General features: G+C 72.6%; 34 protein-coding genes and 1 pseudogene. 14 read left to right on the top strand and 21 right to left on the bottom strand.

Translation table 11 applies throughout. The features are described from left to right. Positions 1-406: 406 nt before the first annotated feature. From ACZ6R9_RS19555 to ACZ6R9_RS19530, 6 genes are all read right to left on the bottom strand, one after another. The gene (locus tag ACZ6R9_RS19555) at positions 407-1,996 is read right to left on the bottom strand and encodes a serine/threonine-protein kinase (protein ID WP_465539169.1); all 1,590 of its coding nucleotides are present in this window, start codon (positions 1,994-1,996) and stop codon (positions 407-409) included. Positions 1,997-2,057: 61 nt separating this feature from the next. Next, the gene (locus ACZ6R9_RS19550) at positions 2,058-2,336 is read right to left on the bottom strand and encodes a hypothetical protein (RefSeq protein ID WP_465539167.1); all 279 of its coding nucleotides are present in this window, start codon (positions 2,334-2,336) and stop codon (positions 2,058-2,060) included. 80 nt (positions 2,337-2,416) lie between these two features. Continuing rightward, complete coding sequence (locus ACZ6R9_RS19545; RefSeq protein WP_465539166.1) at positions 2,417-2,848, bottom strand: AhpC/TSA family protein; 432 nt, start codon at positions 2,846-2,848, stop codon at positions 2,417-2,419. 200 nt (positions 2,849-3,048) lie between these two features. Next, complete coding sequence (locus ACZ6R9_RS19540) at positions 3,049-3,696, bottom strand: restriction endonuclease (protein ID WP_465539163.1); 648 nt, start codon at positions 3,694-3,696, stop codon at positions 3,049-3,051. Positions 3,697-3,742: 46 nt separating this feature from the next. Next, positions 3,743-3,937, bottom strand: coding sequence for a hypothetical protein (locus ACZ6R9_RS19535; protein ID WP_380482486.1), 195 nt, complete (start codon positions 3,935-3,937; stop codon positions 3,743-3,745). A 292-nt stretch (positions 3,938-4,229) separates the two neighbouring features. Continuing rightward, positions 4,230-4,880 carry a MerR family transcriptional regulator gene (locus ACZ6R9_RS19530; RefSeq protein WP_465539161.1) on the bottom strand — a complete coding sequence of 217 codons (651 nt, stop codon included), beginning with the start codon at positions 4,878-4,880 and terminating at the stop codon, positions 4,230-4,232. A 92-nt stretch (positions 4,881-4,972) separates the two neighbouring features. On the opposite strand from ACZ6R9_RS19530, the gene ACZ6R9_RS19525 reads away from it, so the two are divergent. From ACZ6R9_RS19525 to ACZ6R9_RS19485, 9 genes are all read left to right on the top strand, one after another. Beyond that, positions 4,973-5,482, top strand: a complete 510-nt coding sequence (locus tag ACZ6R9_RS19525) for a DUF4188 domain-containing protein (RefSeq protein WP_465539160.1) — start codon at positions 4,973-4,975, stop codon at positions 5,480-5,482. Positions 5,483-5,607: 125 nt separating this feature from the next. Continuing rightward, complete coding sequence (locus ACZ6R9_RS19520; protein WP_380482478.1) at positions 5,608-6,087, top strand: hypothetical protein; 480 nt, start codon at positions 5,608-5,610, stop codon at positions 6,085-6,087. Positions 6,088-6,338: 251 nt separating this feature from the next. Next, entirely contained in the window at positions 6,339-6,860 is a 522-nt protein-coding gene (locus tag ACZ6R9_RS19515; RefSeq protein WP_465539156.1) for a cysteine/serine endopeptidase inhibitor, read from the top strand. Between the two features lie 539 nt (positions 6,861-7,399). Next, the gene (locus tag ACZ6R9_RS19510; protein WP_465539154.1) at positions 7,400-8,149 is read left to right on the top strand and encodes a PE-PGRS family protein; all 750 of its coding nucleotides are present in this window, start codon (positions 7,400-7,402) and stop codon (positions 8,147-8,149) included. A gap of 138 nt (positions 8,150-8,287) precedes the next feature. Next, positions 8,288-8,959 carry a sigma-70 family RNA polymerase sigma factor gene (locus ACZ6R9_RS19505; RefSeq protein WP_465539152.1) on the top strand — a complete coding sequence of 224 codons (672 nt, stop codon included), beginning with the start codon at positions 8,288-8,290 and terminating at the stop codon, positions 8,957-8,959. A gap of 114 nt (positions 8,960-9,073) precedes the next feature. Then, positions 9,074-9,283 carry a heavy-metal-associated domain-containing protein gene (locus ACZ6R9_RS19500; RefSeq protein WP_465539151.1) on the top strand — a complete coding sequence of 70 codons (210 nt, stop codon included), beginning with the start codon at positions 9,074-9,076 and terminating at the stop codon, positions 9,281-9,283. Positions 9,284-9,356: 73 nt separating this feature from the next. Continuing rightward, complete coding sequence (locus tag ACZ6R9_RS19495) at positions 9,357-9,587, top strand: hypothetical protein (RefSeq protein ID WP_465539149.1); 231 nt, start codon at positions 9,357-9,359, stop codon at positions 9,585-9,587. Then, entirely contained in the window at positions 9,584-10,138 is a 555-nt protein-coding gene (locus tag ACZ6R9_RS19490; RefSeq protein ID WP_465539147.1) for a heavy-metal-associated domain-containing protein, read from the top strand. The genes ACZ6R9_RS19495 and ACZ6R9_RS19490 overlap by 4 nt, the downstream gene beginning before the upstream one ends. Before the next feature lie 35 nt (positions 10,139-10,173). Beyond that, positions 10,174-10,890 carry a TroA family protein gene (locus ACZ6R9_RS19485; RefSeq protein ID WP_465539145.1) on the top strand — a complete coding sequence of 239 codons (717 nt, stop codon included), beginning with the start codon at positions 10,174-10,176 and terminating at the stop codon, positions 10,888-10,890. 48 nt (positions 10,891-10,938) lie between these two features. Here ACZ6R9_RS19485 and ACZ6R9_RS19480 read toward each other — a convergent pair whose 3' ends face one another. The 10 genes from ACZ6R9_RS19480 to ACZ6R9_RS19435 form a co-directional block, all read right to left on the bottom strand. Continuing rightward, positions 10,939-11,196, bottom strand: coding sequence for a hypothetical protein (locus ACZ6R9_RS19480; RefSeq protein ID WP_465539143.1), 258 nt, complete (start codon positions 11,194-11,196; stop codon positions 10,939-10,941). 92 nt (positions 11,197-11,288) lie between these two features. Further along, a complete protein-coding gene (gene hemC / locus ACZ6R9_RS19475) occupies positions 11,289-12,257 on the bottom strand; it encodes a hydroxymethylbilane synthase (RefSeq protein ID WP_465539142.1) in 969 nt (322 codons plus the stop codon). Next, positions 12,211-12,723, bottom strand: coding sequence for an NUDIX domain-containing protein (locus tag ACZ6R9_RS19470; protein WP_465539140.1), 513 nt, complete (start codon positions 12,721-12,723; stop codon positions 12,211-12,213). The genes hemC and ACZ6R9_RS19470 overlap by 47 nt, the downstream gene beginning before the upstream one ends. 36 nt (positions 12,724-12,759) lie before the next feature. After that, positions 12,760-13,476, bottom strand: coding sequence for a GNAT family N-acetyltransferase (locus ACZ6R9_RS19465; protein WP_465539138.1), 717 nt, complete (start codon positions 13,474-13,476; stop codon positions 12,760-12,762). Then, a complete protein-coding gene (locus ACZ6R9_RS19460) occupies positions 13,473-14,321 on the bottom strand; it encodes a protein kinase domain-containing protein (RefSeq protein ID WP_465539136.1) in 849 nt (282 codons plus the stop codon). The genes ACZ6R9_RS19465 and ACZ6R9_RS19460 overlap by 4 nt, the downstream gene beginning before the upstream one ends. Continuing rightward, positions 14,285-14,923: a hypothetical protein gene (locus ACZ6R9_RS19455; RefSeq protein WP_465539134.1), complete on the bottom strand. Its 639-nt coding sequence runs from the start codon at positions 14,921-14,923 to the stop codon at positions 14,285-14,287. Before ACZ6R9_RS19455 ends, ACZ6R9_RS19460 begins: the two co-directional genes overlap by 37 nt. Before the next feature lie 14 nt (positions 14,924-14,937). Further along, positions 14,938-15,357 carry a hypothetical protein gene (locus ACZ6R9_RS19450; RefSeq protein WP_465539132.1) on the bottom strand — a complete coding sequence of 140 codons (420 nt, stop codon included), beginning with the start codon at positions 15,355-15,357 and terminating at the stop codon, positions 14,938-14,940. A 130-nt stretch (positions 15,358-15,487) separates the two neighbouring features. After that, a complete protein-coding gene (locus ACZ6R9_RS19445; RefSeq protein WP_465539130.1) occupies positions 15,488-15,634 on the bottom strand; it encodes a hypothetical protein in 147 nt (48 codons plus the stop codon). A gap of 4 nt (positions 15,635-15,638) precedes the next feature. Further along, entirely contained in the window at positions 15,639-15,908 is a 270-nt protein-coding gene (locus tag ACZ6R9_RS19440) for a hypothetical protein (protein ID WP_465539128.1), read from the bottom strand. After that, positions 15,905-16,123: a hypothetical protein gene (locus ACZ6R9_RS19435; RefSeq protein ID WP_465539126.1), complete on the bottom strand. Its 219-nt coding sequence runs from the start codon at positions 16,121-16,123 to the stop codon at positions 15,905-15,907. The genes ACZ6R9_RS19440 and ACZ6R9_RS19435 overlap by 4 nt, the downstream gene beginning before the upstream one ends. 435 nt (positions 16,124-16,558) lie before the next feature. On the opposite strand from ACZ6R9_RS19435, the gene ACZ6R9_RS19430 reads away from it, so the two are divergent. Both ACZ6R9_RS19430 and ACZ6R9_RS19425 read left to right on the top strand, forming a co-directional pair. Further along, the gene (locus ACZ6R9_RS19430; protein ID WP_465539124.1) at positions 16,559-17,671 is read left to right on the top strand and encodes a helix-turn-helix domain-containing protein; all 1,113 of its coding nucleotides are present in this window, start codon (positions 16,559-16,561) and stop codon (positions 17,669-17,671) included. Then, positions 17,668-18,243, top strand: a complete 576-nt coding sequence (locus tag ACZ6R9_RS19425) for an HD domain-containing protein (protein WP_380332111.1) — start codon at positions 17,668-17,670, stop codon at positions 18,241-18,243. Before ACZ6R9_RS19430 ends, ACZ6R9_RS19425 begins: the two co-directional genes overlap by 4 nt. 67 nt (positions 18,244-18,310) lie before the next feature. Here ACZ6R9_RS19425 and ACZ6R9_RS19420 read toward each other — a convergent pair whose 3' ends face one another. Beyond that, the gene (locus ACZ6R9_RS19420) at positions 18,311-18,604 is read right to left on the bottom strand and encodes a hypothetical protein (protein WP_465539122.1); all 294 of its coding nucleotides are present in this window, start codon (positions 18,602-18,604) and stop codon (positions 18,311-18,313) included. 38 nt (positions 18,605-18,642) lie between these two features. Here ACZ6R9_RS19420 and ACZ6R9_RS19415 point away from each other — a divergent pair. The 3 genes and pseudogenes from ACZ6R9_RS19415 to ACZ6R9_RS19405 all read left to right on the top strand — a co-directional run. Next, a pseudogene (locus ACZ6R9_RS19415) lies at positions 18,643-19,236 on the top strand (FecCD family ABC transporter permease); the annotation flags it as partial. Next, the gene (locus ACZ6R9_RS19410) at positions 19,233-20,009 is read left to right on the top strand and encodes an ABC transporter ATP-binding protein (RefSeq protein ID WP_465539120.1); all 777 of its coding nucleotides are present in this window, start codon (positions 19,233-19,235) and stop codon (positions 20,007-20,009) included. The pseudogene ACZ6R9_RS19415 and the gene ACZ6R9_RS19410, both read left to right, overlap by 4 nt. A 107-nt stretch (positions 20,010-20,116) precedes the next feature. After that, positions 20,117-20,605 carry a DUF2231 domain-containing protein gene (locus ACZ6R9_RS19405; protein WP_465539119.1) on the top strand — a complete coding sequence of 163 codons (489 nt, stop codon included), beginning with the start codon at positions 20,117-20,119 and terminating at the stop codon, positions 20,603-20,605. 13 nt (positions 20,606-20,618) lie between these two features. Here ACZ6R9_RS19405 and ACZ6R9_RS19400 read toward each other — a convergent pair whose 3' ends face one another. The 4 genes from ACZ6R9_RS19400 to ACZ6R9_RS19385 form a co-directional block, all read right to left on the bottom strand. Beyond that, positions 20,619-21,293 (bottom strand): response regulator transcription factor, encoded by a 675-nt coding sequence (locus tag ACZ6R9_RS19400; RefSeq protein WP_380482459.1) that lies wholly within the window; start codon positions 21,291-21,293, stop codon positions 20,619-20,621. After that, the gene (locus ACZ6R9_RS19395) at positions 21,290-22,531 is read right to left on the bottom strand and encodes a sensor histidine kinase (protein ID WP_465539116.1); all 1,242 of its coding nucleotides are present in this window, start codon (positions 22,529-22,531) and stop codon (positions 21,290-21,292) included. Before ACZ6R9_RS19395 ends, ACZ6R9_RS19400 begins: the two co-directional genes overlap by 4 nt. Before the next feature lie 153 nt (positions 22,532-22,684). Further along, on the bottom strand, positions 22,685-24,886 hold the full coding sequence (locus ACZ6R9_RS19390; protein WP_380482453.1) for an MMPL family transporter: 2,202 nt from the start codon (positions 24,884-24,886) through the stop codon (positions 22,685-22,687). 203 nt (positions 24,887-25,089) lie between these two features. After that, a complete protein-coding gene (locus tag ACZ6R9_RS19385; RefSeq protein WP_465539114.1) occupies positions 25,090-26,319 on the bottom strand; it encodes an alpha/beta hydrolase family protein in 1,230 nt (409 codons plus the stop codon). Positions 26,320-26,329: the final 10 nt, after the last annotated feature.

Genomic DNA, 26,329 nt, shown 5'->3' with positions numbered 1-26,329 from the left:
TGGACCGTCAACTCTTTTTCTCGGCAGCTCCGAAACGCTCGTCCCGCCGGAATGGTTCCGCATCGGGTTGGCAGATCGCGGACACATTTCTGCGATCGCCGACGGATGCCCGGCGGAACGATCGGATACGTAGGAGGGGCGGGGCGAGGGGCCGGCGCGGGCGTTGAGTGCGATCGGACTGCGTGGCGCGAGGGTGCTCGGTGGGGGTGGATCCGTACCGGGACGCCGTGATCAACGAGCAGGGGCCGAGGTGGCCCGCCGGGAGCTTGCGGTGCTGACCGAGCGTTGCGTCTCCGAGTGTCGGAGGTCGGCGCTGCTCGCCCTCGACGCCATGCTCGAAGCGGGTGCGGCGATGCCGGGCAGCTACCTGTGGTTCATGGCCGACTGACGGCGAAGAGGGTTGGCGTCAGCCGGACTTGGCCACCTTGAGGACCTTTCCGGTGGCGCCGGTGGAGAGGTAGCCGCCGCCACCGTAGTCGTCGGAGAGGTAGTAGCGGATGGTGATTTCGTCGGCGAACCAGCCGTAGTCGACGATCAGGTAGCGGGACTTGGGGGCGGGGACGCCGAGTTCGGTCTGGGCCTTGGTGAAGACCGACGGGAGCTGGGTCCAGTCGATCCGGGTCAGGTCCACGGGCTTCTCGTTGGTGCCGAGGGTGCCACCGGGCTTGCTGGTGATCTTGCCGGCGCGGTAGCTGACGTCGTCGTAGTGCTTGGGGTTGTCCTTGGTCACCACCTTGGCACTGGCGAACTCCGGGTGGATCACCAGTTGGGTGATGGTGGCGTCGCCGGTGGCGGCCCGGATCGAGTCGACCAGGGCGCGGGCGCCGTCCGGGGTGAGGAGATTCTCGGTGGTGGTGGTCCCCGTGGTTCCGGTGGCTCCGGTGGTTCCGGTGGCTCCGGTGGCTCCGGCGGCGGAGGAGCCGGTGGCGGCGTGGTGGCCGTCGGGCGTGCGCAGCCTGTCGGTGAGCTGCCAGCCGAGCAGGCCCGCCACCGCGACGGCGGCCAGGGCGGCCGCCAGGAGCGGGGCGGTGCGTCGGCGGCGGGGGGCCAACTGGCGGGTGGTGCCGTTGAGTTCGGTGGGGGAGTACGTGGTGGCGGTGCCGGTGGTGTTGAGCTGGGTGGGGGCGAAGGTTCCGCCGCCCAGGGTGCCGTCGATGCCCTGCTCGGCGGCGGCGAACAGGCGGTCGAGCCGGTCGGCGTCGGGGCGGTCGGCCGGGTCGCGGGCGAGCAGGGCGGTGAGGGTGGCGCCGAGCGGGCCGGAGCGCACGGGTGGGGGGAGCGGCTCGTCGAGGACGGCGGCCAGGGTGGCGATGCTGGTGGCGCGGCGCAGCGGATGGTGGCCCTCGACGGCGACGTACAGCGTCATGCCGAGCGACCACAGGTCGGAGGACGGGTCGCCCTCGCGGCCGCGGATCCGTTCGGGGGCGATGAACTCGGGGGAGCCGATCAGGGCGCCGGTGGCGGTCAGGCTGGTGGACTCGCTGAGCGCGGCGATGCCGAAGTCGGTCAGGACGGGGGTGCCGTCGGCGCGCAGGAGGATGTTGGCGGGTTTGACGTCCCGGTGCTGGATGCCGGCGGTGTGCGCGGCGCGCAGTGCGGAGAGGACGCCACGGCCGATCCTGGCCGCCTCCTGCGGAGAGAGGGCGCCGCGGGCGAGGCGGTCCTGGAGGGAACCCCCGGCGACCAGCTCCATCACCAGCCAGGGGTGCGGGAGCTCGGGGGAGTCGACGATGTGGTGGATGGTCACCACGTGCGGGTGCTGGAGCCGGGCCAGCGCCCGCGCCTCGCGCAGCACCCGCTCGCGCAGCTCGAACGCCGCGGCCGGGTCGGCGGCGAGCATCGCCGGGTCCGGCGGCCGGACCTCCTTCAGCGCGACCTCGCGCTCCAGCACGGTGTCCCTGGCCCGCCACACCAGACCCATCCCGCCGCCACCGAGCCGACCCAGCAACTCGAAACGGCCGTCAACGAGTTGGCCGCCCGCGCCCCCTGTCATCATGGCGGTCATCGTAGGGGCACCGGCGGACACCCGTGCAGTCGGACGGGCCGGTCCGGGGTTGTCAGTGCTCGTCGGCGGGCGCGGCCTCCTCAGCCGGCCAGTCGTGGGTGACGGTCGGCGGACGGCCCTCGGCGCGGTGCGCCTCCCGGACCGGTCGGCGCAGCGTGCTGGCGGGTGCGGCCTCCTCGTCCGGCGGCCAGTCGTGGGTGACGGTCGGCGGACGGCCTTCGGCGCGGAAGTCCTCGCGCTGCTCCTCGCGGGGTTCTTCGTGGAGTTCTTCACGGAGTTTCTCGTGGTCCGGCTCGGGCGCGGGCACGCCGCTCTGCGGGATTTCGTCCATGGCGCCGGCTCCCTTCCTCGCGGGTCGGACGGGGTCTTCTTCCGCGTGTGCCCGGCTGGGCGGCGCCCAATCGTGCGGGCTCAGCCGGGCTGGTGCAGCGGCGCTTCGCGGTGCTCGGCGGCGAGGGCGAGTACCTGGTCGACCGTCCAGTGGTCGGCGGCGTGGGTGCCGTAGTGGGCGGCCAGGATGCGGCCGTCGGGCGCGAGTAGGAAATCGGCGGGCAGCCCGATCCGGCCGCCGAGCGGGCGGGACGCGGGGGGCCGCTCGCGGCCGCGCAGGATCAGCGGGATGCTGCGGAGCACGCCCCGTGCGATGGCCGGCCAGGCCCGCGGGTCGAGCAGCGCGCGGACGCCGTGCTCGACGCCGTACGCGCGGTACAGACGCTGCTCGGGGTCGGCGACCAGGGTGAACGGCAGGTCGTCGGCGTACGGCCGGAGCTCCGGGGCGGGGGAGTGGAAGACGGCCGCCTCGCGGATGCCGGCGGCCCGCCGCCGGGCTGGACGGCCCCGCACGGGCCGCCGCCCTGCACGCGCTGGTCGCCTACACCATCGGCGCCCTCGAACTCGAACACCAGGGTGCGGACCCCGGCCCCACCCCCGACGCCTTCCCCCTGCTCGCCGCCGCTCTCACCACCCGCGACGCCACCCCTGCGGGCCCCGCGTTCACCGTCGGGGCGCGCACCGTGCTGGACGGTCTCGGGCTCGTTTGACGGTTACGCGGCGGCGGCCGCGATGCCGAGGATGTCGTAGAGGTGCTCGCCGGCGCCCCAGCGCTCCAGCGCGGCCCGGTCGACCAGGTGGATGCGCTGCTGGTGGGCGAACGTGCGGGCCGGGGCGGTGAATCCGGACAGGCCGACCACGATGGCGATCCGCGCCTTGTGGACGGGCCGGGCGGTGCCGTTGAAGGTTTGGAGTTCGCGGCTGCCGACGGGGCGGTGGTAGCGCTTGCACTGGACGACCACCTTCCGGCCGTCCTCGTCGTGCGCGATCACGTCGGCCCCGAGGTCGCCCGCGCCGCCGACCCGCAGCGCGCCGGAGAAGCCGTCCCGGTCGAGCAGCGTCCGGCACATCTCCTCGAAGCCGCGCGGCGAGGAGTTCGCGAAGTCGTCGAGGGTGTAGTCGGCCGACCACTGCGCGGTCACGGCCTCGTGGCGCGGGTCGGCGTCCAGCCCGCCGGGCGCGCCCGCCCGGCCGACCAGGGTGGCCGTGACGGTGACGGCGATCAGCAGGGCGAGCCCGCCGAGGCCGACGCCCAGGTACAGCAGGTGTGCGGCGGCCCACCCCCAGGCCGCCTTCAGCACCACCACGGCGGCGCCCAGGGCGAGGATCCACAGCACGACCTTGACCGCGTCCTCGCTCATCGCAGCCACCAAGTCGGGCCGGGAGAAGGGATGTTGGGCTGTCCCATCAGTGGCCGCTCGGTGTGGCGGACGCGGACGGTGCGGGCTGCGCGGGGGTGGAGTCGTGGACGGTGCTGTTCAGGAAGAGCAGGGCCGCCGCGATCGCGAGGACCGTCCCCAGCCCCCACTTCGCGGAGCCGCCGGAACCGGCCCTGCGCCGGAAGTGCCCGCGTACCCAGATCCGGTCGCCGCTGCTCGCCACGGTGTTCCTTCCACTCGTCGGTCCGGCGCCCGCTGCGCCTGACCGATTGGTGTACCAGCGGCGGGGGACGGCCGGTGGGCGATTGTCCGCACTCGAAGGGCTCGATGGCCGTGAACAGGACACGTGCGCCGGGGGCGTACGCCGCGGCGCGTCCTGGCTCCCACCTCGGGGGCGGCCGGTGGGGTTCGGGGGTGCGGTGCACCACGTGGGGCGCGGCCACCGGGGGCGAGCTGGGACGACGGCCTGGGCGGGGCGAACGCCGGAGCCCCGCCCGCAGATTGGCGAAATCCGCCTACACCCCGTAGCGGCGGCCGGACTCCTCGGACTGGGCGAGGCGGCGGAGATTGAGCAGGACGGGTTCGAACAGGACGGCGGCGGCGACCGCGTACTCGGCCTGTTCCTGGGGGGTGGGCAGTGCCTCCATGCGGTCGAGGTCGTAGGCGGCGGCCTGTTCCATGGTGCGGGCGTACGGGAGCAGGTCGTCCGCGTCGAGCGGGTAGCCGAGCCGGCCGAGGGTGGCGAGGGCGGCGATCAGGGCGCGGTGGGCGGGGGAGAGTTCGCCGACCTCGCGAACGTGGGCCCAGCCCAGGCGGGCAAGCAGGTCGTCAACGAGCTTGCGGGCGTCGGTGGTTGACGGATCGTCCGCCGGTCCGAGGGCCGGCTCGGTGGGGTGGGGCAGCGCCCACAGTGCCGCGCCGAGGCGGAGGGTGAGGCCGAGGGAGTCGTCGTCGATGTGCGAGAGCACCTCCCGGACGGTGGCCACCGGGATCCGGCCGACCTGGATCATCGCCCGCACCAGCCGCAGCCGCCGCAGGTGCGACTCGTCGTACTCGGCCTGGGTGGCGTTGACCAGGCGGCCGGGCGGGAGCAAGCCCTCGCGCAGGTAGTACTTGATCGTGGCGAGGGAGACGCCGCTGATTTCGCTGAGATCTGCCAGACGCATCCCCTTGTGCCCTCCGTCGGCGAGTGTCACTATCCAAGGCAATTGATGAGTGGGGCTATCCAATCATGGACGGTCCGACGAGAGGGGGCGTCATGTTCGCCAAGCCGATACCCGGCCGAACCACCGCCGCCGCCGAAGGGAAGGTCGTCCTCTTCCTGATCGGCATGCGGATCAACCACTTCTGGGCGCCGCACCACTGGCTGCCCGTGTTCATCGCGATGCCGCGGATGCTGCGCGAACTCTCCCGCGACCCGCAGAGCGGACTGCTCGGCTACCACCTGCTCTCCGGCTCGCCGCGCACCTACTACGTGGTCCAGTACTGGGAGTCCGAGGAGAAACTGCTCAAGTACGCCGCCGCGCCCCAGCAGTTGCACCGCAAGGCCTGGGCGATGATCAACCGCTTCGAGCGCAAGTCCCGTCAGCACGTGGGGATCTGGCACGAGACGTACATCGTCCCGCCCGGCTCCTACGAGGCGATCTACGGCGACATGCCCCCGTACGGCCTCGCCGCCGCCACCGGAACCCTCCCGATCGAGCGCCGCGGCGCCACCGCCCGCCAGCGGCTCGCACACGGTGCGAAGGGTCCGGCGGAGCCCTCCTGACATGGGGGTTGACCGGGAGTCAGCGCAGCGCGGCGGATAGAGTCCGGTCGGAACGGCGTCCGGCGTGGGCGCCGTCGAGGGCTGAAGCGAGCGAGGGCGTGTTGCAGGGAAGCAGTGTCGGGCCGATGGATCCGGGCCAGGGTGGGAAGCTGGCGGCCCGCTGGTGGAAGTGGGCGCTGTCGGCGCCGGAGGAGAGCTCGCCGGTCGCGGACGAGACCGGCGAGTTCGCCGGCTGGCAGCAGCCGTCGGACGTCTGGTTCCTGGCCGGGACGTACGGCGGCCGGGTGGTCCGACGGTGCCAAATACCGGCCGGCAAGCCGCTGTTCTTCCCCGTGCTGAACAACGTCCGTCCGGCGCTGGGCTTCTCCTCGCGCCCGTGGACGATGGAGGTGTCCCGGGCCGAGGCCGAACTGAACGGAAGCCCGTTGCCGATGCAGGAGTTCGCCTCCGGGCGGTTCATGGCGGGCGTGCTCCCGCGAGTCGCGTGGGGCCTGTGGAGCTCGGTCGAACCGCTGACGCCCGGCCAGTACGTCCTGTCGATCAAGGGGGCGTCCGGGGACTTCGAGGTGGACACCACCTACCACTTGGACGTGGTCGGGTCCTGACGGCAGTTCAGTCATGAGGGCGTTCACGGGGGCGTTCACGGGGGCGTGCGCGAGGGCGTTTGCGGGGTCGTTCGCGGGGGAGGGTGGCAAAGTTTACCGAGTTGTGGCCATGACAATATGTCAAAGGTGTGGACCACGAAGGGTTGCTTCCGTAGGTTCGGTGCCTTCCGGTGACAGTGCGATCGCCGAACTCCCATCCGGGGGCGGCGAGTTGCTACTGCCACGTCGAGTGCTGCGATGCGGAGGAAAGCATGCGTGCCACCCGTAGGAACCTGAGGCTGCTGGCGGGCGTCCCGCTCGCCACAGCCGCCCTGCTCGCGCTGGGTGCCGGCCCCGCCGGTGCCGCGATACCGATCAACAAGCCGATGACCGGCATGGCCACCTACTTCACCGACACCGGCTACGGTGCCTGCGGCACCCAGATCAACGCCAGTACCCAGCTGCTGGTTGCCGTCCCCGCCAGCTGGTGGACCACCGCGAACCCGAACAACGACCCGCTCTGCAAGGGCATTTCGGTCAAGGTGACGTACCAGGGCAAGACACTCACCCTGCCGGTCAAGGACAAGTGCCCGTCCTGCGCCTCCACCCACCTCGACCTCAGCAAGCCGGCCTTCGCCCAGTTCGCCCCGCTCTCCCAGGGCGTCATCAACGGCATCACCTGGCAGTTCGTGCAGACCACCCTCACCGGGCAGACCGTCGCGCTCAGCGCCCCGATCACCGGTTCCGGCGGCGGGCAGGGTGCCCCGCAGGACGCTCCGCTCACCGGCTTCTAGACCGGCCCATGTGGTGCCCGCCGCTCCGTGACAGAACGGCGGGCACCGGCCGGGGTGGTACGACGATCCCTCGGTGGCACCTACGGTCGCCGGCCGCCAGAGCGAGGACCGCCACCGCGATCAGCGCGGCGAGCACCGGACCTGCCGGGCCGGTGTCGAGGTCGAGGCTGCCGCGCTCCCGGCCGAGGGCGGCCCGGTCGGCGAAACAGGTGCCGAGCGGGCGGGTGAAGTGGAGCGCTGTCCGCCCGGCTGGTCCGGTCGGGGCTTGTCGTGGTGCCCGCAGTGGTGGCGCGGCCGGGCCTGGCGGCAGCGGGGTCGGGGCGAGCTGGGGGACTGAAGATCTCTTCGGGTTTCCGCCTGGAGGGTGCCGGGTTTCGCGTCCGTTCGGGGGCGCGGCGGCGCCGCACATCAGTGGTCGGTGGGGAAGGCGGCCTGGTTCCCGGGGAGTTGGTGTGACGGTCGTCATAGTCGTGCGGGTGGGGGAAAGGTGGGGGAGGGCGGGGTTCGGTGGGTGTGAAGGGTGTGATGATGAGCCCGTCATGGAGGCAGGGCGAGTGGTACGGGCAGGCCGGGCTGCGGTGTTCGCGGCCGGGTGTGTGCTGCTTGCTGCCGTCGCGCACGTGCTGATGTCCGGGCGGCCGGTGGCGGCTCCGGTGCTGGCGGCCGCGTTCGGTGGGGTCGCCGGGGTGGGCTGGTTGACGGCTCGCCGGGAGCGCGGGCCGCTGGTGGTGACGGCGCTGACGGTCGGCGTTCAGGCCGCCCTGCACACGGTGTTCTCGTTCGGCCAGGCTGCGGCGGTGCCCGCCGCGGCTCCCGCGTCGGACGGGCTTGCCGCCCGGTGGGCGCACCTGCTGCTGTGCAATGCCGGGCCGCTGACCGACGAACAGGCCGCCCGGCTGGTCGAGGCCGCCGGTCTCGACCCGGGGTCGGTGGCGTCGCTCGTCGATCCGTCCGGAATGTCCGCCATGTCCGCTATGCCCGGCATGGAGCACCACGCCATGGCGATGACCGGGCAGCACGGGGGCGGCGGCATGCTTGCCGCGCACCTGTTGGCCGCGCTGCTGCTCGGCCTGTGGCTGGCGGCCGGTGAGCGTGCCGTGCACACGTTGGCCCGGACCGTCGCCGCCCGCCTGTTCGCGCCCGTCCTGCTGCTGCTCGGCGCGGTTCGGCCCGCCTGGGTGCCGTTGCGCTCGCGTCGGCCCCGGACCTCGGCGCGCCGGCCGCGGTCGCGGCTGCTCGTCCACTCCCTTGCCACGCGGGGACCGCCGGTGGTGGCCGCCGTCCGCTGACGGCCTCGTCACATCCCGGAGCCGCTCCGCCCCACCACCGCACGCCCTGCTCGGGCGGCGGTGCCGTCGGCGCGCGCCCCGGGCCGGCCTCGCGGCCCGATCCGGCCGCTTCCGTCTCCCGAGCAAGGACACCCGGAGATGATTTCCGCTCTTCCCGCGCCACGTTCCGTCACCGGGCGGACACGCGCCGACGACCAGACCCACACCGCACGGACACGCGCCGACGACCAGACCGTGACCGCCTGGGCGCTGGCCGCCCGCAGCGGCGACCCGGCCGCGGTCGAACGCTTCGTCCGCGCCACCCGGCCCGACGTCCGGCGGTTCGTCACCCACCTCAGCGGCGAACCCCAGGCCGCCGACGACCTCACCCAGGACACCTACCTGCGCGCGCTGCGCAGCCTGCCCCGCTTCGAGGGCCGCTCCTCGGCCCGCACCTGGCTGCTGTCCATCGCCCGGCGCACCGTGGTCGACCGGTTCCGGTTCGCCGCCCGCAGGCCCCGGCTGCTCGACACCGACGACTGGCAGAGCGCCGCCGAGCAGGTCCAGCCCCACCACCTGCCGGGCTTCGACGAGGGCATCGCGCTCGGCGAACTGCTCGAAGCGCTGCCCGCCGAACGCCGGGACGCCTTCGTGCTGACCGCGCTGCTCGGCCTGCCCTACGAGGAGGTCGCCGCATTGACGGGCTGCCCGATCGGCACCGTCCGCTCCCGGGTCAACCGGGCCCGCGGCGTGCTGATCCGCAAGCTCGCCGACGCCGAAAACGCCGACGCCGGGCCCGCCGATCAGGTCGCCGTCGGCTGCGCGGCCTGAACGGTTCCCGGCTCCATCCGAAGGGGGCACCGGGCCGCGTGTCCCGGTGCCCTCGGCGCTCCCGGTGCGCTGTCGTGGAGCCGCACATCGTTGATCGCAACCATGGGAGCAGGTATGTCCAGCACCACCGTTTTCGCCGTCGAGGGAATGAGCTGCGGCCACTGCGAGCGGACCGTCAGCGCCGGGCTGTCCGCCCTGCCCGGGGTCACCGACGTCAGCGCCGACGCCAAGGCCGGGCGGGTCACCGTCACCGGGGGCGTGGACGAGGAGGAGGTCCGGGCGGCCGTCGATCGGGCCGGTTTCACCGTCACCGGGCGGATCTGACCGCCCGCCGGGCCGGTCGGGTGGGCCTGGAAACGGCGGGAACCCGGCTGCGGACCGACGCGACTGCTGAGGTGTGAACGCAACCCGACCGGCCCCCGGGCCGTTGCTGATTCCGGTGGGCTTCACGCTGCTGCTGCTCGCCGCGGTTCCCGCCGGTTCCTGGACCCTCGGCCACGCCTTCGGCCCGATCGGTCCGGGCCTGCGCCCGGCCACCGACGCCACCGACAACGCCGACGCCACCGAAACCACTGACGCCACCGACGCCACCAACGCCACCGCGCAGAGCCACGGGCGCGGGCGGTGAGCGCCACCGCACAGAGCCAGGTCACCGGCCGCGTGGTCGGCGGGACGACCTGCGCCGCCCGCGTGGGCCGGGTGGAGAAGCGCCCGCCCCGACTGGGCGGCGTCACCGCCGCCGTCAGCCCCGCCACCGGCCGGGCCCGGGTACTGCACCCCGTCCGTCTGCCGGTGGCCGAGCTGGCCGCCCCCGTCGAGCGGGCCGGCTGCACCGCCGGGCCAGGTGGCGCGGTGCTGCTGCCGCTCGCCGCGTTCGGCCTGGTCATCCCGATGCTCGCCGTGCTCGGTCTGGTCATCCCGATGCTCGCCGTGCTCGGTCTGGTCATCCCGACGCTCGCCGTGCTCGGCCTGCTCATCCCGATGCTCGCCGCGTTCGGCCTGTTCATCCCGATGCTTGCCGCGTTCGGCCTGTTCATCCCGATGCTTGCCGCGTTCGGCCCGCTCAACGCGATGCTCGCCGCCCTCGCGACCTCCGCCGGCTCGGTGCTGGTGGTAGCCAACAGCCTGCGGCTGCGCACCTGGCGGCCGGGCCGTGGGCGAACGGGTGGCGTCAGGTGACCGGTTCCCCCTACTCAGCCCCAGGAGGGCGTTTCGTGCGAACCCGTGTTCTGTACGGCCTGGCCGCCGTGGCGGTCCTGTTGGCCTCGGGCTGCGCGAGCAGCGTCGGCGACGTGGGGAGCGCCGGCGTCACGGCCACCCGGGCCGCCGACTTTCCGGTCAAGGTGCTGGACTGCCAGGGCCGGGCGACCACCTTCGACGCCGCGCCCGCCCGGATCGTCACCAGCAACGCCGCCGCGCTGGAGATCCTGCTCGAACTCGGCGCCGCCGACCGGGTGATCGGCACCGGCTTCCCGCCCGCCGCCGGCCAACTGCCCGCCGCGGTCGCCGAACGTGGCGCGCGCATACCGGTGCTCGGCGAGGGGGTGATCGGCAAGGAGAAGCTGCTCGGCTCCGGCGCCGATCTGTACATCGACAGCTTCGCGGCGACGGGCGGCGGGGTGGGCGGGCCGCCGAGCGAGCGGGAGTTCGCGGCCGTCGGCATCAAGCACATGTACCTGCTCTCCACTGCCTGCGCGGCGGGGACGAAGACCGATCTCGCCGAGGTCGAGCAGGACATCAAACGGCTCGGCGTCGTCACCGGCACCCTTCCCCGGGCCAACGAGCTGGTCACCGCCATGGACGGCACCCTCGCCAGGGTCGCCGCCGGGCTAGGGCGGCTCCCCGGCGAGGGGCGGCCCAGCTACTTCTTCTTCGACTACGGAGGACGCGTCACACTTACACCTTGTTCCCGACCTGGGGAAACAGTCTGAGGTGTTGCGTTACGCGACCCTCCCGAAGCATGCCGGCGCCCCTCACTCTCACAGCCGCACAGCGCGGGCCGGGAGCGGGATCGGTTCCCATGACGAAGGCGGGCCGAGCGGGCGCGACCCGTCGGGGTCGAGCGGCAGCCTCGACTTGACCAGCTGGTCGCCCAGCCACCTGACCTCGCAGCCGTACGCCCGCGCGAGGACTTCGATGTCCGTTCCGGCGCGGAGCCGCGCGGCGATGGCCGCCAGGGACTTCACGGCGAGGGTCATGCGCATGCCTTGCCAGTCGGCCTCATTGGTGGCCCACATGGTCTTTCTCCAGAACGAGACGAGTTGCAGCTACTGGCGCAGACCGGCCCGCGTTCCGGGTTCACCAGAAGGCGGGGCCGGCGGCGGCAGGGTCAGTGCGGGATGCCGGAGATGATCTCGCGTGCGCCTTGGCGGAGGAGTTCGGCGGCGACGCGGGCGCCGAGCACGGCCGGGTCGCCCTGGTGCTCGTCCCACAGCATCGCGTTGGCGAACTTGCTGCCCTCGCGGTCGAACACCATTCCGCGCAGGGAGAGTTGCCCGTCCGGCTCGGTGGTGCAGTACCCGGCGATGGGGCTGTTGCAGTGCCCGCGAAGCCCGTGCAGCATGACGCGTTCCGCCGTCACCTCCCGCTGCGTGCGCGGGTGGTTGACCTTCTCCAGCAGCGCGGCGACGGCGTGGTCCTCCTGCCGGCACTCCAGCCCCAGGACGCCCGCGCCGACGGCGGGCAGCATCTCGTCCATCCCGAGCACGTACCCGGGCCGCTCGATGCCGAGCCGGGCGAGCCCGGCCGTGGCCAGGATCATGCCGTCCGCGTGGACGTCGATCTTCTTCGTGCCGTCCAGCTTCTCCAGCCTGCTGCCGACGGCCCCGCGCACCCGGACGACCTTCAAGTCCGGCCGGGCGCGCAGGATCTGTGCCTTCCGGCGGACAGCCGACGACAGGATGACCGCGCCCGGGGGAAGGTCGGCGAGCGTGCGGTACTCGGAGCCCTCGGGGAACAGCAGCACGTCCCGCACGTCCGGGCGTTCCATGTAGGCGGCGAAGACCAGGCCGTGGGGCAGCGGGACGTCGCCGGGCACGTCCTTCATGCAGTGGACGGCCATGTCCACCGTGCCGCCTTGCAGCATGGCGTCGATCTGCTTGGTGTACAGGCCCTTGCCGCCGAGCTGCGCAAGGTCGCCCTGCCACAGATCGGCTTCGGTCGTCACCGGCACGACCTCGGTCACCAGGTCGGGGACGTGCTCCCGCAGGGCCGCGATCACCAAGTCCGTCTGGGCCAGGGCGAGCGGCGAGCTACGCGTGCCGATGCGCAGGGTCCTGGCGGGGAACTCGGCTGTCATTGGATTCGGTCCTCTCATGTCGGGTCTCTTGATAGGTAACGCGTCCGGGCCACTGGAGAGGCGTCCGGATTCGAGCGGCCACAGCCGGGTGCAGCAGCCGGCGGGCTTCCTCGGCATCCGCCCAACGCCAGGCCGACAACTCGCGTTCCTGCAAAGCGATTCGGTCGGTGTCGGCGGTACTGAGCATCGGCCCCGCCCACAGGAACACGATGCGATCCCGGGCCCCCTCGCGGCGGGCCTGTGCCCACTCGACCCCGAGCAGATCTTCGGCCAACAGGTCGAGCTTCAGGCCGAGTTCTTCCCTGACTTCCCGGCGGGCGGTGTCGAGCGGGGACTCCCCGATCTCCATCACGCCGCCGGGCAGGTGCCACGTGCCGACCCCCGCGGCCTGGACGAGCAGCAGGCGCGACGCGGGGTCCGTACACAGGACGTACGAGGTGACCGGATGGGCGGGCGCGGTGCCCAACGTTCCTCCAGAGGGCGCGGTTCGGGGGTAGGGCGTTCAGTCCGTGCTGCCCGGGGGCAGCGGGAACCCGGCGGCGGCCTGCTCGGTGCGGGCGATCGGCCCGGAGGAGTCCTTGATCATGAGCACGAGCGGGACGTGGTCGGGGATGCCCAGGGACTCGCGCACGGACAGGGAGACGACTTCGTGGCGGCTGTCATCCATGTCTTCGAGGGTGACGAACGGGCGGTCGTCCGTGCCTTCGATCTCCAGCTCGTAGCCCGCCACGGGGTGGACTTCGACGGTGACTTCGCGGGGTGTGGGTGCCCGCATGGCGTAGGTCGTGAAGCCGTTGTGCGCGCCGGTCGGGACGAAGCCGGCCTTGCGCAGGACGCGGCCGGAGGCTGCGTTGTCCGGGCGGTGCTTGGCGCGGACCTCCGGCAGCCCGAGCTGCCCGAAGGCGAGGGCGAGGATTCGGCGGACGCCCTCGGTGGCGTAGCCCCGGCCCCAGGCGTCCGTGTGCAGGATGTAGCTGACGGCGGCGACGGGGCGGTCGCGGTGGAGTTTGACGACGCCGACGAGTTCGCCGTCCACGGCCAGGCCGAGCACGTACAGCGTGCGCGGGACCTGGGCTGCGGCGGCTGCGGCGTCGCGCACGTAGTGGTGGGCTTCGGTGGCGTCCATGGCCTCGCGGTCCAGATGGCGCGTCGCCTCCGCGCTGTAGATCCGCAGCAGGGCCTCGGCGTCGCCCGGGCCCAGCTCGCGCAGCTCGATCAACCGGTCACCGTCTCAAGGAGCTTGGCCAGTTCGGCGGCGGTGGGCCGGTCGTCCGGTTCGGCCAGGAGGACGGGGCGCAGGTGGTTCTGGAGGGCGGGCCACGGCAACGCCTGAGACAGCGGCACGGCCCTGGCGGCGATGGCCTCGCGGCGCTTGCCCAGCGGCGTCTGCCAGCTCAGGCCGGTAGCCGAATAGTGCAGTGGCCACTTCCCGGTGACGCAGGTCCACAGGGTGCCGGCCAGGGCATAGACATCGGCAGGCTGCGTGGTGTTGACCGGTTGGGGGCCGGTGATGATCCGGGCCGCCAGTTCGGGCGCGGTGAGGTGGATCATCGTGCCGTCGAACGCGGTCCACGGAGTGCTTCCGATCTTCCGGGACCACGCGAAGTCGAGCAGGCGTACGGTGCCGTCCTTGTGGTGGACGCCGTGCTGCGGCTGGAGGTCGCCGTGCACCCATCCGTCGGCGTGGAGGTCCGCCACGGCGCGGCACAGCCCGACGGCGGCGTCGTGGGCCCCGTCCCGCCCGCCGTCGCCCTTGCGGAAGGGCTGGAAGCGCCCCCATGTGGACTTGCCAGCCAGCCACGGGGTGACCAGCCAGACGCCGTCGGTGTACCGGTCGGCGGTCACGGTGTAGCCGGGGAGCTGGTCGAGCACGGAGGCCTCGCGGGCGGTGACCTCGGCGGCCTCGCCGGTGCCGAGCTTGATGCTCGCCGCACCGTCCGGGCCGGTGGCCTTCCACACCGCAGAGCCCCGCCGGTCGCTGATCGGCGCCAGCGCCATCGGGCTGCCGCAGATGGTCTTGGCGGCCTTCACCGCTTCCCGGGCCTCGGCAGGGAACTTGCCCATTCTCGAACTGCCTTCCATTCGCAAGGGATGTGCGCGAAGACGTCCCGCCTGTCGTCCACCGACACGGCCAGGGCCGTGGCGAGGTCGGGCGTCCTCGTGAGGAACTTCGGGTCCAGCGGCCGGACGCCGGCCCGGACCGGGAGGAACGAGAACGGCGGCGGCGGCATGCGCTGTCCACGTCGGCCGGTCTCGGCCGCGCCCCGGGCGAACTTGCCGACCATGACGCCGACCGGGGCGTACAGGTGCTTCAGCGCCCAGTGCGGCCAGGCCATCAACTCCCGGTGACCGGCACCCTCGCACTGCCCGAGAACCACGACGTTCTCGCACGCGAGGAGGCCGAACGGCCGTCCCATCAGCGGGCGAACCCATTCCGCGGCCTGAACCCCGGCGTGGAACAACTCGGCTTCCACGGCGCAGCGGTGAGCCCCGGGCGCAATCTCGTACACCGTCCACCCGGTCATCCCGCGCCGGACGGACGGCCGCAGGAACGGGCAGTGCCCGGACACCTCGGCGACGTACCCGTGCGCGTCCACACTAACGGGGTGCTCGGTGCGGGCTTCGACGAGGCGGAGCGCCCCGGCGGTCGGCCGGGACACTCCCACGCGGAGTTCTGCACTCACAGGTAGGACGCCGCCGGAACCAGCTCATCGCCGTCGGTGCCTTCGATCGGGCCGCAGTCCCACTCCGCCCAGACCGTGCCCGTGGTGCGGTAGCGCCCCAGAGCTTCGGCGTCCAACTCGCCGTCGGCGTCGGTGAACCAGATCTCCGGCAGCGGCCCGTACGCCTTCTCGTAGGCGCCCACCCAGTCGATGAAGCCCTCGCCGCCGACCACGGCGTGCTGGAGCCTGCGGCCGGCGTACTTGATCGTGAAAGCGTCGTGCTTGTCGGGGCTCTCGGTGAGCCGGTGCCACGCCCGGTCGATGGCTCCGGAGAACATCTGCGGCACGGGTCGGCCGGCATCGAGGAACTGACCGGCGATCGTGAAGAACTTGCCCAACTCGGCCAGCGCCGTGGTGGGTTCGGTGATGGTGCCCACGTGCTTCTCCCATCGGGTTGACTGCGCCCGCTCGTCACGAGCGGGCGGAGCGAGGGTGGTGCCCCGGCCTGGCGAAGAATCCTCCGCCAGCCGGGGAGTTCATGGGTGCCGTGCGGCACGAGGGTGCGGGTCAGACGCGGCCGGATACGAGAAGGGCTGCCGCCAGCGCAAACAACACCACCAGCGCCACGGTGTACGCCACGACGATCGGTCTGGAGGCCGGGATTCCCCGAGCGGCCCGCTGGGTTGCGGCGCGGTAATCGTCCTGATCGTCCACCCGGCTACGCCAGCCGCCGGTCGAGCGCGGCCCGCAGCTCGGCGCGACGCTGGGGAGTCCGGGCGCGGGCGATGCAGTCGTCGCAGATCCAGTGGCCCGTGCTCCGGGCTTCCCCGGGGGCCTGGAGCTGGAGGCCTACGCAGACCAGCGTCTCGCGCCGACAGACCCAGCAGGTCCCCTCGCGGTAGCCGTCGGGCCGGTCAACGACGCGCCCCTCGCCCACGGTGCGGACCAGCGGCCCCATTCCTGCCCCGTCGCTTCCCCGCGTACTCACGCGGCACCCCTGAGGGTGATGCAGTTGCGGCAGCGGCACGAGGGCCGCACCGCCGACTCCTGCACGGCTTCGCCCGGGGACGGGGCCCTGCCGGCCGCATTGGCCTTCCGGTACTCGGCCAGCGGGCTCCAACCCTCCGGGAGGCGGTACCGCTCGGCCTTCGACGGGCCGGGATCGGGCTCGCGGTAGACCCTCGGGGTCTTGCGTCTCGTCATGGTGGTGTTCCCTCCCCCGAGGCCGCCGTGGGGAGGCCCGTCCTCGGGAATCGTGCGACTGCCTGGGGGTTTGTGGGATCAGGCGTCGCGGTCACTACGGATCTACCGGAAGCGCGAGCCGAGCGTGCCGACGGACGGCATCGTGCTGGTGGACATGCTGGTCCTCCCGCTGGGTGGTTGAGGCTGCCGCGGGGGCTCCACGGCAGGGCAGCACCGTCGTTCGCAGAAGACCGAGGTGGCACTAGGCTTCCGCTGTCACCGGCGATGCCGTAGTCATGAAGTTACGGCCGGTGAATCCAGTGTTCGACGGACTGCCGGTACGAGTTACCTGGACGACCGAGGCCAAGGGGGGAAGAAATGGCTGGACGGACACCACCGAGGCGCACCGAGACACTGACTGACAGTCCGTCCGAGGTCGTCAGGGTCCCCGAAGGGGTGATTTCCGGCTTCCTGTTCAAGGTCATCCGGGAACAGATCCCGAGAACTCAGGACGAGTTGGCCGTGGACCTGGGCATCGACAAGAGCACCGTCCAGGGTTGGGAGTCCAGCCGCCGGCCACTCTCCTCCACGCGGGCCGGGAACCTGGTGATGCTGCGCCGGAGGCTGATCCTGCTCGGCGCGCCAAGTGGGCTGGTCAACCTGATCAGCCTTGCCATGGACGCAGACTTCGTCCTCAGCGAGATACTGCGGTTCAGGCCCGCGAGGGCCGAAGTTCTGGAGCATCCGCTGGCCGGGTGGGTGCTTACTCGCGACACCACGCACATGATCGGCTGGGCGGTCAGCGGGGTTCTGCCCGGTGCGGTGGCTGCCGAGTTGAGCATTCCTGCCGCCCGACGCGGGCCTGTCTCCACCGCGCCGCTTCTCGGGCAGGACATGCGCGCGCGATTCTTCGACAACCTCCGGCATACCGCCGACCTGGTGGAGAGCGGGGGTGAGGAGACCGCCTTACTCCGAAGGCAGGTCTGGTACCTGTCCTCCTACGACCGAACCCGGGATGTGGCCGAATGGTTTGGGGGGATGCAGCGTCGAGGGCGCATCCCCTCGGCGGGCTCGGGATGGTCGCCCCGCTGGGCCGAGGCGCGTTCGGTCGCGGCGGCACTGGCGAGGAAGGGAGATCCAGAACTACTCCGGGACTTCATCGCCCGCTCGATCACCGACAACGACGACTTCGAAGCCGCGAACCTGAACTATTGGGCTCACTGGCTCGGGCTCGATTCACGTCCCCAGACCAGCGATGACTTCATGGCCGAGCAGGAACGCCCCGCGTGGGATGCGTCATCGCTGCTGCGGCAGTTCGCCATCCGGCTGGACCGCGCAGGCGAGTACACCGATCTGTACGTCCATTCGATCTGGGCACTCATGCTCACCCGCCGGGGCCTGGCCGACGCAGACCCCCGTACAGCCCGGGACCTGGCTGCACGAGTGTGCACGTTGCTGGACGGTGACGGCCTTTCAGGGCAGTCCCGCCGAGAGCTGGAGTCTGTGCACTACGGTCTGCGGGTAGGCGGATACAGCAACAACCGATCAAACAGCGAAGGACAGCGATGACGGACGACAAGCAGGCGAAGGGCACCGCTAGCTACCTGTTCGAGGCGGGCATGCTCAAGCGGGCGAAGCGCTCCGGCTGGTGGATCGCTGGGGTCAAGGACCCCGAGACGATCGCCGAACACTCCTTCCGAACGGGCATCGTGGGCGCAGTGCTCGCAATGATGGAGGGGGCCGACCCGGCCAAGGTCGCGCTGCTGTGCCTCTTCCACGACACCCAGGAGACCCGGGTCAGCGACATCCCCCACATCAGTCGGCGTTACCTCACCGCGGCCTCGAACGAACGCGTGACCGCCGATCAGGTCAGCGCCGCTCATCCGGCTGTCGTTGCCGGAGTACAGGCCATCGTGGAGGAGTACGAGAACGCCGAGAGCCTGGAGGTCGTCGTCGCCCATGACGCGGACAAGTTGGAGTGCCTGATCCAGGCAGTGGAGTACCGCGAGCAGGGCTACCAGAACGTCCAGCCGTGGATCGACAGCAGCCTCGGCAGCCTCAAGACCGAGTCGGCGCGCACCCTCGCCGAGGCCGCGCTGACCATGACGTCCTTGGAGTGGCAGAAGGTCTACCTCGGCTGACCGCTCACCTCCCCCACCCCCACTTCCGATGGAGGTGGGGTGCTCCGCGTCTGGGCCTCACGCTCGGTCACGACGAGGGGGTGGGGTCTGGCATCACCCGGTACTGCTCAAGTTCTTCCGGCGGCGGGAGCGGGACGGTGATGGACAGTTCGACGGCGGCGACCTGGCGGGTGAGGTAGCCCGATCGGCCGGCGGTGGCTCCGACCCAGGCTCCGGCGGTGTTCTTGGGCATCCAGACCCCGCCGTGTTTCTCCACGATGCCGATCTGTTCGCCGAGGCCGCGCACGACCCGGTAGTGGCCTCGGCGGCCTTCGTAGTCGAGTTCGAAGAGCCGGTCGTCCCATCGGCCGTCGGGCAGCACGTTGTCCGGGTGGATGGTCAGGGGTGGTTCCTTCCACTCGGGTGGGTGGCAGGTTCTCGCCGCTGCGGCTGGTGCTGTCCGGGGTCGCCGTCGGCCAGTTCCTCGGCGGGCTGTGCAGCTATCTGGTGCTGCGGGCCGGGGACGAGCAGCAGACCCGCGGCGTGCTGTTCTGGCTGATGGGCAGCCTCGGCGGCGCCACCCGGAGCCAACTCGCCGTCCCGGCCGCCGCGGTGGCGCTCGGCGGGATCGCTCTGCAGGCCCGCGCCCGGGCGCTGAACGCGCTGGTCCTCGGCGACGAGACCGCCGCCGGGCTCGGCGTCGCCCCCGACCGGCTGCGCCGTGAACTCTTCGTGGTCACCAGCCTGTTGACCGGCGTGCTGGTGTCCGTCTCCGGCGCCATCGGCTTCGTCGGCCTGCTGGTGCCGCACCTGTGCCGGCTGCTCGTCGGCGGCGACCACCGCCGCCTGCTGCCACTGTCCGCGCTCACCGGCGCCGTTCTGCTCACGGCCGTCGACACCGTCGCCCGCACCGCGCTCGACGCCCAGGAACTGCCGATCGGCGTGGTCACCGCGCTGCTCGGCGCGCCCGGCCTGCTGTTCCTGCTCGACCGACGGATGGAGGACAACCGGTGAGGCTCGCCCTCGACGACCTGCACGTCGCCCTGGCCGGCCGGGACGTGGTGGCCGGTGTCCGGCTGGTCGCCGAGACCGGGGAGATCGCCGGGCTGATCGGGCCCAACGGCAGCGGCAAGTCCACCCTGCTGCGGGCCGTCTACCGGCACCTCGCCCCGAGGGCCGGGCGGGTGCTGCTCGACGACCGCGACCTGGCCGCGCTGCCCCGCGCCGAGGCCGCCCGTCAGCTGGCCGCGCTGCCCCAGGAACGCGGCGAGGCCTTCGAGTTGACTGTGCGTCAGATGGTCGGTCTGGGTCGTCTGCCGCATCAGCGGGCGTTCGCCGCCGACAGCGCCGAGGACCGCGAGCAGACCGCCCGCGCCCTCGACCGGGTCGGCATGGCTGCCCACGCCGAACGCCGGTTCGCCGCTCTCTCCGGCGGCGAACGCCAACGCGTCCTGCTGGCCCGCGCGCTCGCCCAACAGCCCGAGGTCCTGGTGCTGGACGAGCCCACCAACCACCTCGACATCCGTCACCAGGTCGAGCTGCTCGCCCTGTTGCGCGCTCAGCGCACCACCACCCTGGTCGCTCTGCACGACCTGAACGCCGCCGCGTCCGTCTGCGACCGGCTGCACGTGCTGGCCGGTGGCGTCCTGGTGGCCTCCGGGCCGCCGCGCGAGGTGCTCACGGCGGAGCTGCTCGCCGAGGTGTTCGGCGTCCGGGCCGCCGTCACCGTGCATCCGCTCACCGGCGACCCGCTGATCGCCTTCGACCACCGGGCGCCCGCGGCCTGAGTGCCCGTTCATGGGGAACTGAGAAGTTGGGCTGCCACCATGGTGCGGGCCCGGCGGCCACCGCCCCCGGGTGGCTGCCGGGCCCGCCGGTCGGAAGGAGTTTCTCGGTGAGCACGCTCAACGGTCTGCCCACGCACATACTTCTGGTCCACATCGTGGTGGTGTTCGTCCCGCTGACCGCGCTCGCGCTGATCGTGTGCGCGCTCAGCCCGGCCGTTGCCCGCCGGGCCGGCCTGCTGCTGCCGGTGCTGGCCTTCGTCACGCTGGCGTGCGTTCCGCTGACCACCGAGGCGGGCGAGTGGCTGGAGCACAACGTCGAGCGCAACGACCTGGTGCGCAAGCACGCCGAGCTCGGGGACGGCCTGCTGCCGTGGGTGGGCGGGCTGTTCCTGCTGGCCGTGGCCGTCTGGTGGTTCACCCGCGACGCCAGCACCCGGCGGATCTCCACCGCGATGCGGATCGGCGCCACCGTGCTGTGCGCCGTGGTGGCCGTCGGCGCGGTCGTGGACGTCTACCGGATCGGCGACTCCGGCGCGAAGGCCGCCTGGCAGGACGCCCTCACCTCCAGCAGCACCGAGGGCGGCGACGGCCACTGAGCCGCCGAAGGCCTCAGGACGGGCGGCCCGGCGGGACCAGACCGCACTGGTAGGCGAGCGCGACGAGCTGGGCGCGGTCGCGGGCGTCCAGCTTGGACATCGCCCGGTGGACGTGGGTGCGGACGGTGAACGGGCTGACGAAGATCCGCTCGGCGATCTCCTCGTTGCTCAGGCCGGTCGCGGCCAGCGCCATCACCTCGCGCTCGCGGGCGGTGAGCACGGCCAGCCGGTCGGCCGCCGGCTCGGCGGCCGGGCCCGGCTGGGCGCGGAAGCGGTCGATCATCGCGCGGGCGGCGGCGGGCGAGAGCAGGGCGTCGCCGGCCGCCACGGTGCGGATCGCGCCGAGGAGTTCGGCGGGCGCCGCGCCCTTGCCGAGGAAGCCGTCGGCGCCCGCGCGCAGGGCCTGGGCGATGTACTCGTCGATCTCGAAGGTGGTCAGGATGAGTACCCGGGTGCCGGACAGCTCCTCGTCGCCGCAGATCGCGGTGGTCGCGGCGAGGCCGTCGCCGCCGGGCATCCGGATGTCCATCAGGACCAGGTCGGGCCGGGTGGAGCGGGTGAGCTCGACCGCCTCGCGGCCGTTGGAGGCCTCGGCGACCACCTCCATGTCGTCCTCGGCGTCGATCAGCATCCGGAAGGCGCCGCGCAGCAGGGCCTGGTCGTCGGCGAGCAGGACACGGATGGTCATCGGGGGGAGTCCTTTTCTTCCTGGTCGGTGAAGGCGGGGGTGTCGCGGCTGCCGGTGCGCAGCGGCAGGTCGGCGGTGACCTGGAAGCCGCCGTCCGCGCGGCGGTCCGCGCTGAGCCGGCCGCCCACCGCGACGGCCCGCTCGCGCATGCCGATCAGGCCGAAGCCGCCCGGGCCGTCCTGCCGGACCGAGGCCGGGACCGGCCGTCCGGTGGCCAGGCCGTTGGCGACGGACAGCGCGAGCCGGCTGCCGGTGTAGCTGAGGGTGACCTCGGCGTCGGCGCCGTGGGCGTGCTTGGCGACGTTGGTCAGCGACTCCTGGACGATCCGGAAGGCCGTCAGGTCGACGCCGGGGGAGAGCGGGCGCTGCTCGCCGGTGACGGTGAGCCGCACCGGCAGCCCGGCCTGTTCGAAGGCGTTGATCAGGTCCGGCAGCCGGTCGAGGCCGGGCGTGGGTTCCAGCGGGGCGGGCTCCTCGGCCCGGCGCAGCAGGCCGACGGTGGCGCGCAGCTCCTGGAGGGCCGAGCCGGTGGCGTCGGTGAGGTGGCTGAGCACTTCGCGGGCCCGGTCGGGGTGCCGGTCCATCAGGTGGACGGCGATGCCGGCCTGGGCGTTGGCGAGGGCGATGTGGTGGGCGACCACGTCGTGCAGGTCGCGGGCGATCCGGATGCGCTCGTCGGCGACCCGGCGGCGGGCCTCCTCCTCGCGGGTGCGCTCGGCGCGTTCGGCGCGCCGCTCGATCGCGGCGAGGTGCGCGCGGCGGTTGCGGACCGAGTCGCCGAGGGCGCCGGGCAGCAGCGCCCAGGCCAGCACGCCCAGCCGTTCGCCGATCGGACCGCCGGGGCCGAAGGCCAGCGCCGTTCCGGCGAGCAGCACCGCGCTGGCGACCGAGGCGCGCAGCGCGGTGGAGCGGTCGGTGCGGACGGCCACCAGGTACAGCGCCACCAGCAGCGGCGCGGCCAGCGCGACGGTGAGCCGGGTGTTGATCACGCCCAGCGCCATGGTGCAGGCCAAGGTGGCGGGGACCACCGCCCGGGGGTGGCGGCGGTGCAGGAAGACGGCGGCGGTGGAGGCCGCGGCGAGCAGTACGGAGGCCAGGTCGGGCAGGACGAAGCGGCCGTTGTGCTGGTCCGCGCTGACGCCCTGGGTGACGACGAGGACCAGCGCGACGCCGCCCGCGACGTCCAGCAGCCGGGGGTGGTCGCGGCGCAGGCGCTGCCACAGGTCGGTGGTCGTCACGGTGCTCTCCGGGCCGGGCGCTGGGGTTCGACGGGGGGATGCGCCGGGTCGGCGCGCGGCGGCGGGGCCTGCTCCGGAGAGGACGGCCCCGCCCTGCAACGGTAACGCTCCGGGCTCGAACGATGGTCCGGGCCCGGAGCGCTCCGGTGCCGGTCAGACGGTGACGGACTTGCGGTCCTCGACGGACTCGTCGGCCGCGGACTGCAACTTGGCGCCCTCGACATCGACGTCCGGGAGGATCCGGTCGAGGCTCTTCGGCAGCCACCAGGCGCGGCGGCCGAGCAGCGCGAGCACGGCCGGGACCAGTGCCATCCGGACCACGAAGGCGTCGAGCGCGACGGCCGTGGCGAGGCCCAGGCCCATCATCTTGATCATCGGTTCGCTCATGCCGATGAAGCCGGCGAACACCGAGATCATGATCAGGGCGGCGGCGGTGACCACCCGGGCGTTGTGCCGGAACCCGGTGACGATCGCCTCCGAGGCGCTCTCGCCGTGCACGAAGTCCTCGCGGATCCGGGTGACCAGGAACACCTCGTAGTCCATGGCCAGGCCGAACACCACGCCGACCATGAAGATCGGCATCATGCTCATCACCGGACCGGTCTGCTCGACGCCGATCAGGTCGGCCAGCCAGCCCCACTGGAAGACCGCGACGACGGCGCCCAGCGCGGCGGCCACCGAGAACAGGAAGCCGACCGCGGCCTTCACCGGCACCAGCACCGAGCGGAACACCAGCAGCAGCAGGACGATCGCGAGGCCGACCACCAGCGCGAGGTACGGCACCAGCGCGTCGGAGAGCTTCTGCGACACGTCGATGTTCATCGCCGTGGTACCGGTGACCAGCACGGTCGCGCCGGTGGCGGACTTCTGGGCGGCCGCGTCGTCGCGGATCGCCTGCACCAGGTCCTTGGTCTTCGCCTCGGCCGGGCCGGTCGCCGGGATCGCGTTGACCAGGGCGGTGTCACCGGCCGGGTTGAAGATCGGCGGGGTGACCGCGACCACGCCGGGCAGGCCGGAGACGGTCTTGGAGACCTGCTCGGCGGCGGCCTTCGGGTCGGGCGAGCCCTTGGCGTCCACCACGACGGTCAGCGGGCCGTTGAAGCCCGGGCCGAAGCCGTCCGACAGCAGGTCGTAGGCGCGGCGCTCGGTGGTCGAGGTCGGCTTCGCCTCGTCGCCGGGCAGGCCCAGGCGCAGGTCCAGCGCCGGGGCGGCGATCACGCCGAGGCCGATCACGCCGCCGATCAGCACCAGCAGCGGACGGCGCAGCACGAACCGGGCCCAGCGGGCGCCGCCGTTGTCACCGCTCGCCGGGCGGGTGCTGTCCGCGGCGGCCTTGCGCTCCTTGCGGGGCAGCACCTTGCGGCCGATGAAGCCGAGCAGCGCGGGCACCAGGGTCAGCGCCACCAGCACGGCGATGACGACCGTTCCGGCGGCGGCCAGGCCCATCTTGGACAGGATCGGGATACCGACCACGGACAGGCCGGCCAGCGCGATCACCACGGTCAGACCGGCGAACACCACGGCCGAACCCGCCGTGCCGACGGCCCGCCCGGCCGCCTCGCGCGGGGCGCGGCCCTCGGCGAGCTCCGCGCGGTAGCGCGAGATGATGAACAGCGCGTAGTCGATGCCGACCGCCAGGCCCAGCATCATCGCCAGCGTGCCGGTGGTGGCGGACAGGCCCAGGGTGCTGCCCAGCGCGGTGATCAGCGTCATGCCGAGGCCGACGCCGACCACGGCCGTCAGCAGCGGCAGCCCCGCCGCGACCAGCGAACCGAAGGTGATCACCAGGACGACGGCGGACAGCGCCATGCCGATCGCCTCGCTGCTGCCGCCCGCCTCGCCGTGACCGGCCAGCGCGGTGCCGCCCATCTCGACCTTCAGCCCGGCGTCCCGGCCGTGCTGCGCGGCCTGCTCCAGGGCGGCGGTGGCCTCCTTGGACAGCTCGCCGGCCTTGGCCGAGTAGGTGACGGTGGCGTACGCGGTGGTGCCGTTCTGGGAGACGGTGTGCGCCTGGAACGGGTCGACCGCGCCGGTGACCTCGGGGGCGTGCGCCAGCTCGCCGACGGTCTTCTGAACGGCCTGCTGGTTCGCCTCCGCGGTGATCTTCTGACCGTCCGGGGCGACGAACACGATCCGGGCCTGGGCGCCGTCCGCGTGGCCGCCGGGGAAGCGCTGGTTCATCAGGTCGAAGGCCTTCTGCGCCTCCGTGCCGGGTATCGCGAAGGCGTCGGCGGGCGCGGCGGGCGCCTTGGCCGCGAGCACTCCGCCGACGGCCAGCACGGCGACCCAGAGCAGGGTCACCAGCTTGCGCCGGTCGAAGGCCCATCGGCCCAGGCGGTACAGGAACGTGGCCACGGGGGAGCGGCCTCCTTCGGATTCGGTGCACGGTCGCGGAACACGCCGAGGGCGGCACCGGCACCGGATTCCGGCGCGGTCCGCCCGCAGCATGATTCATCCTTCGTCACCGCCCCCACCTGCGTCGTCGTCGCTGTGCAGACAGTTGTGTACTGCGTCCGCAGTAGTTGCGGGCAGGTCCGCTCATCCTCCGGGCCTGGAGGTCAGGGCAGGTACGCCACCTCGGGGAAGCGGGGTGAGGGGCCGTCGAGCAGCGGGGCGGCGCGGTGGCGCAGGTGGAGGTCGAAGAAGGCGAGCGGGTAGGCCTGCTGGATCAGCAGCGCGCGGGCCGGGTCGATGGTGCCGACCATGCGCTGGATCTGCTCCTCGGCCAGGCCGAGCAGGCGGCCCGCCTGCGGGATCAGCGTGACGTTGTCGCCGTACGAGGGGTGCACGGCGCCCGCCGCCCGGACTTCCAGGCGCCAGCCGCGCAGGTGGGACCAGAACTCGGCGACGTACGGGTCCGTGGCGCGCGCGAAGTCGGCGGTCATCAGCAGGAACGGCCGGTCCAGGTCGGCGGTGATGCTGGGGTGGCCGAAGCCGGGCTGCATCGGGCCGTCCAGCGCCAGACCCGCCAGCACCCGGCGGTCGGCCAGCATGGTGCAGGCGGTGGCCGTGCCGCCCTTCGACCAGCCGAACATGCCGATCCGCGAGGCGTCCACGGCCGCGCCCAGCCCGTCCGGCAGCGGGCGGCCCCCGGCGTCCGGGTTGTGTCCGGCGGCCAGCTGCTCGACGCAGTCCAGGACGAAGCGCAGGTCAACGGAGTAGTCCAGGGCGTACATCGTGCCGTGCAGGTCCGCCGGGGTGAGCACCCGGCCGTCCGGCAGTTCGCTGAAGCAGTTGCCGAGATGGTCCACCGTCACCACCACGTAGCCGTGGCTGGCGAGCTCCTGCACCATCACGGTGTGGTCGGCGCGGTGGCTGCCCGAGCCGTGCGAGTACACCACGACGGGCAGGCGGTGGCCGGTGCGGTGCACGGGAGCGCCGAGCCGGCCGGCGGTGAGCGGGACGAGCGCCGGGTCGAGCGGGAAGCCGACGGCCGCCAGGAACGCCCGCATGGCGCCGTCGGCCAGCCACGGGGCGAGCGGCAGGCCCTCGCCCGCCCGGGCCGGGGACGCCGGGTACCAGACGCTCGCCATCAGCTCGCGGTACGGGCTCATGCCGGGGCCGGACAGCGGGTTCGGCCGGGAGGTGTCGACCAGGTGCAGCGGCGCCGTGCCCACCGGGAACGGGCCGGTGGGGGCGGGCAGGGTGAGCCGCGACGGTGTGGTGCCCTCCGCCCGGGCGGGCCGGGCGGCAGCGAGCGGTGCGGCGGCGAACGGTGCGACCGCGCCGAGGGCCAGGGCGGTGCCCAGCAGCCGGCGGCGGGTCAACTCGGGGCGAGGGAGGGACATTTCGGCTCCA

Source organism: Kitasatospora sp. NPDC048662 (assembly GCF_055587065.1).
Note: the sequence above shows the minus strand (reverse complement) of the source record. Positions and strands in the feature narration are given on the sequence as shown.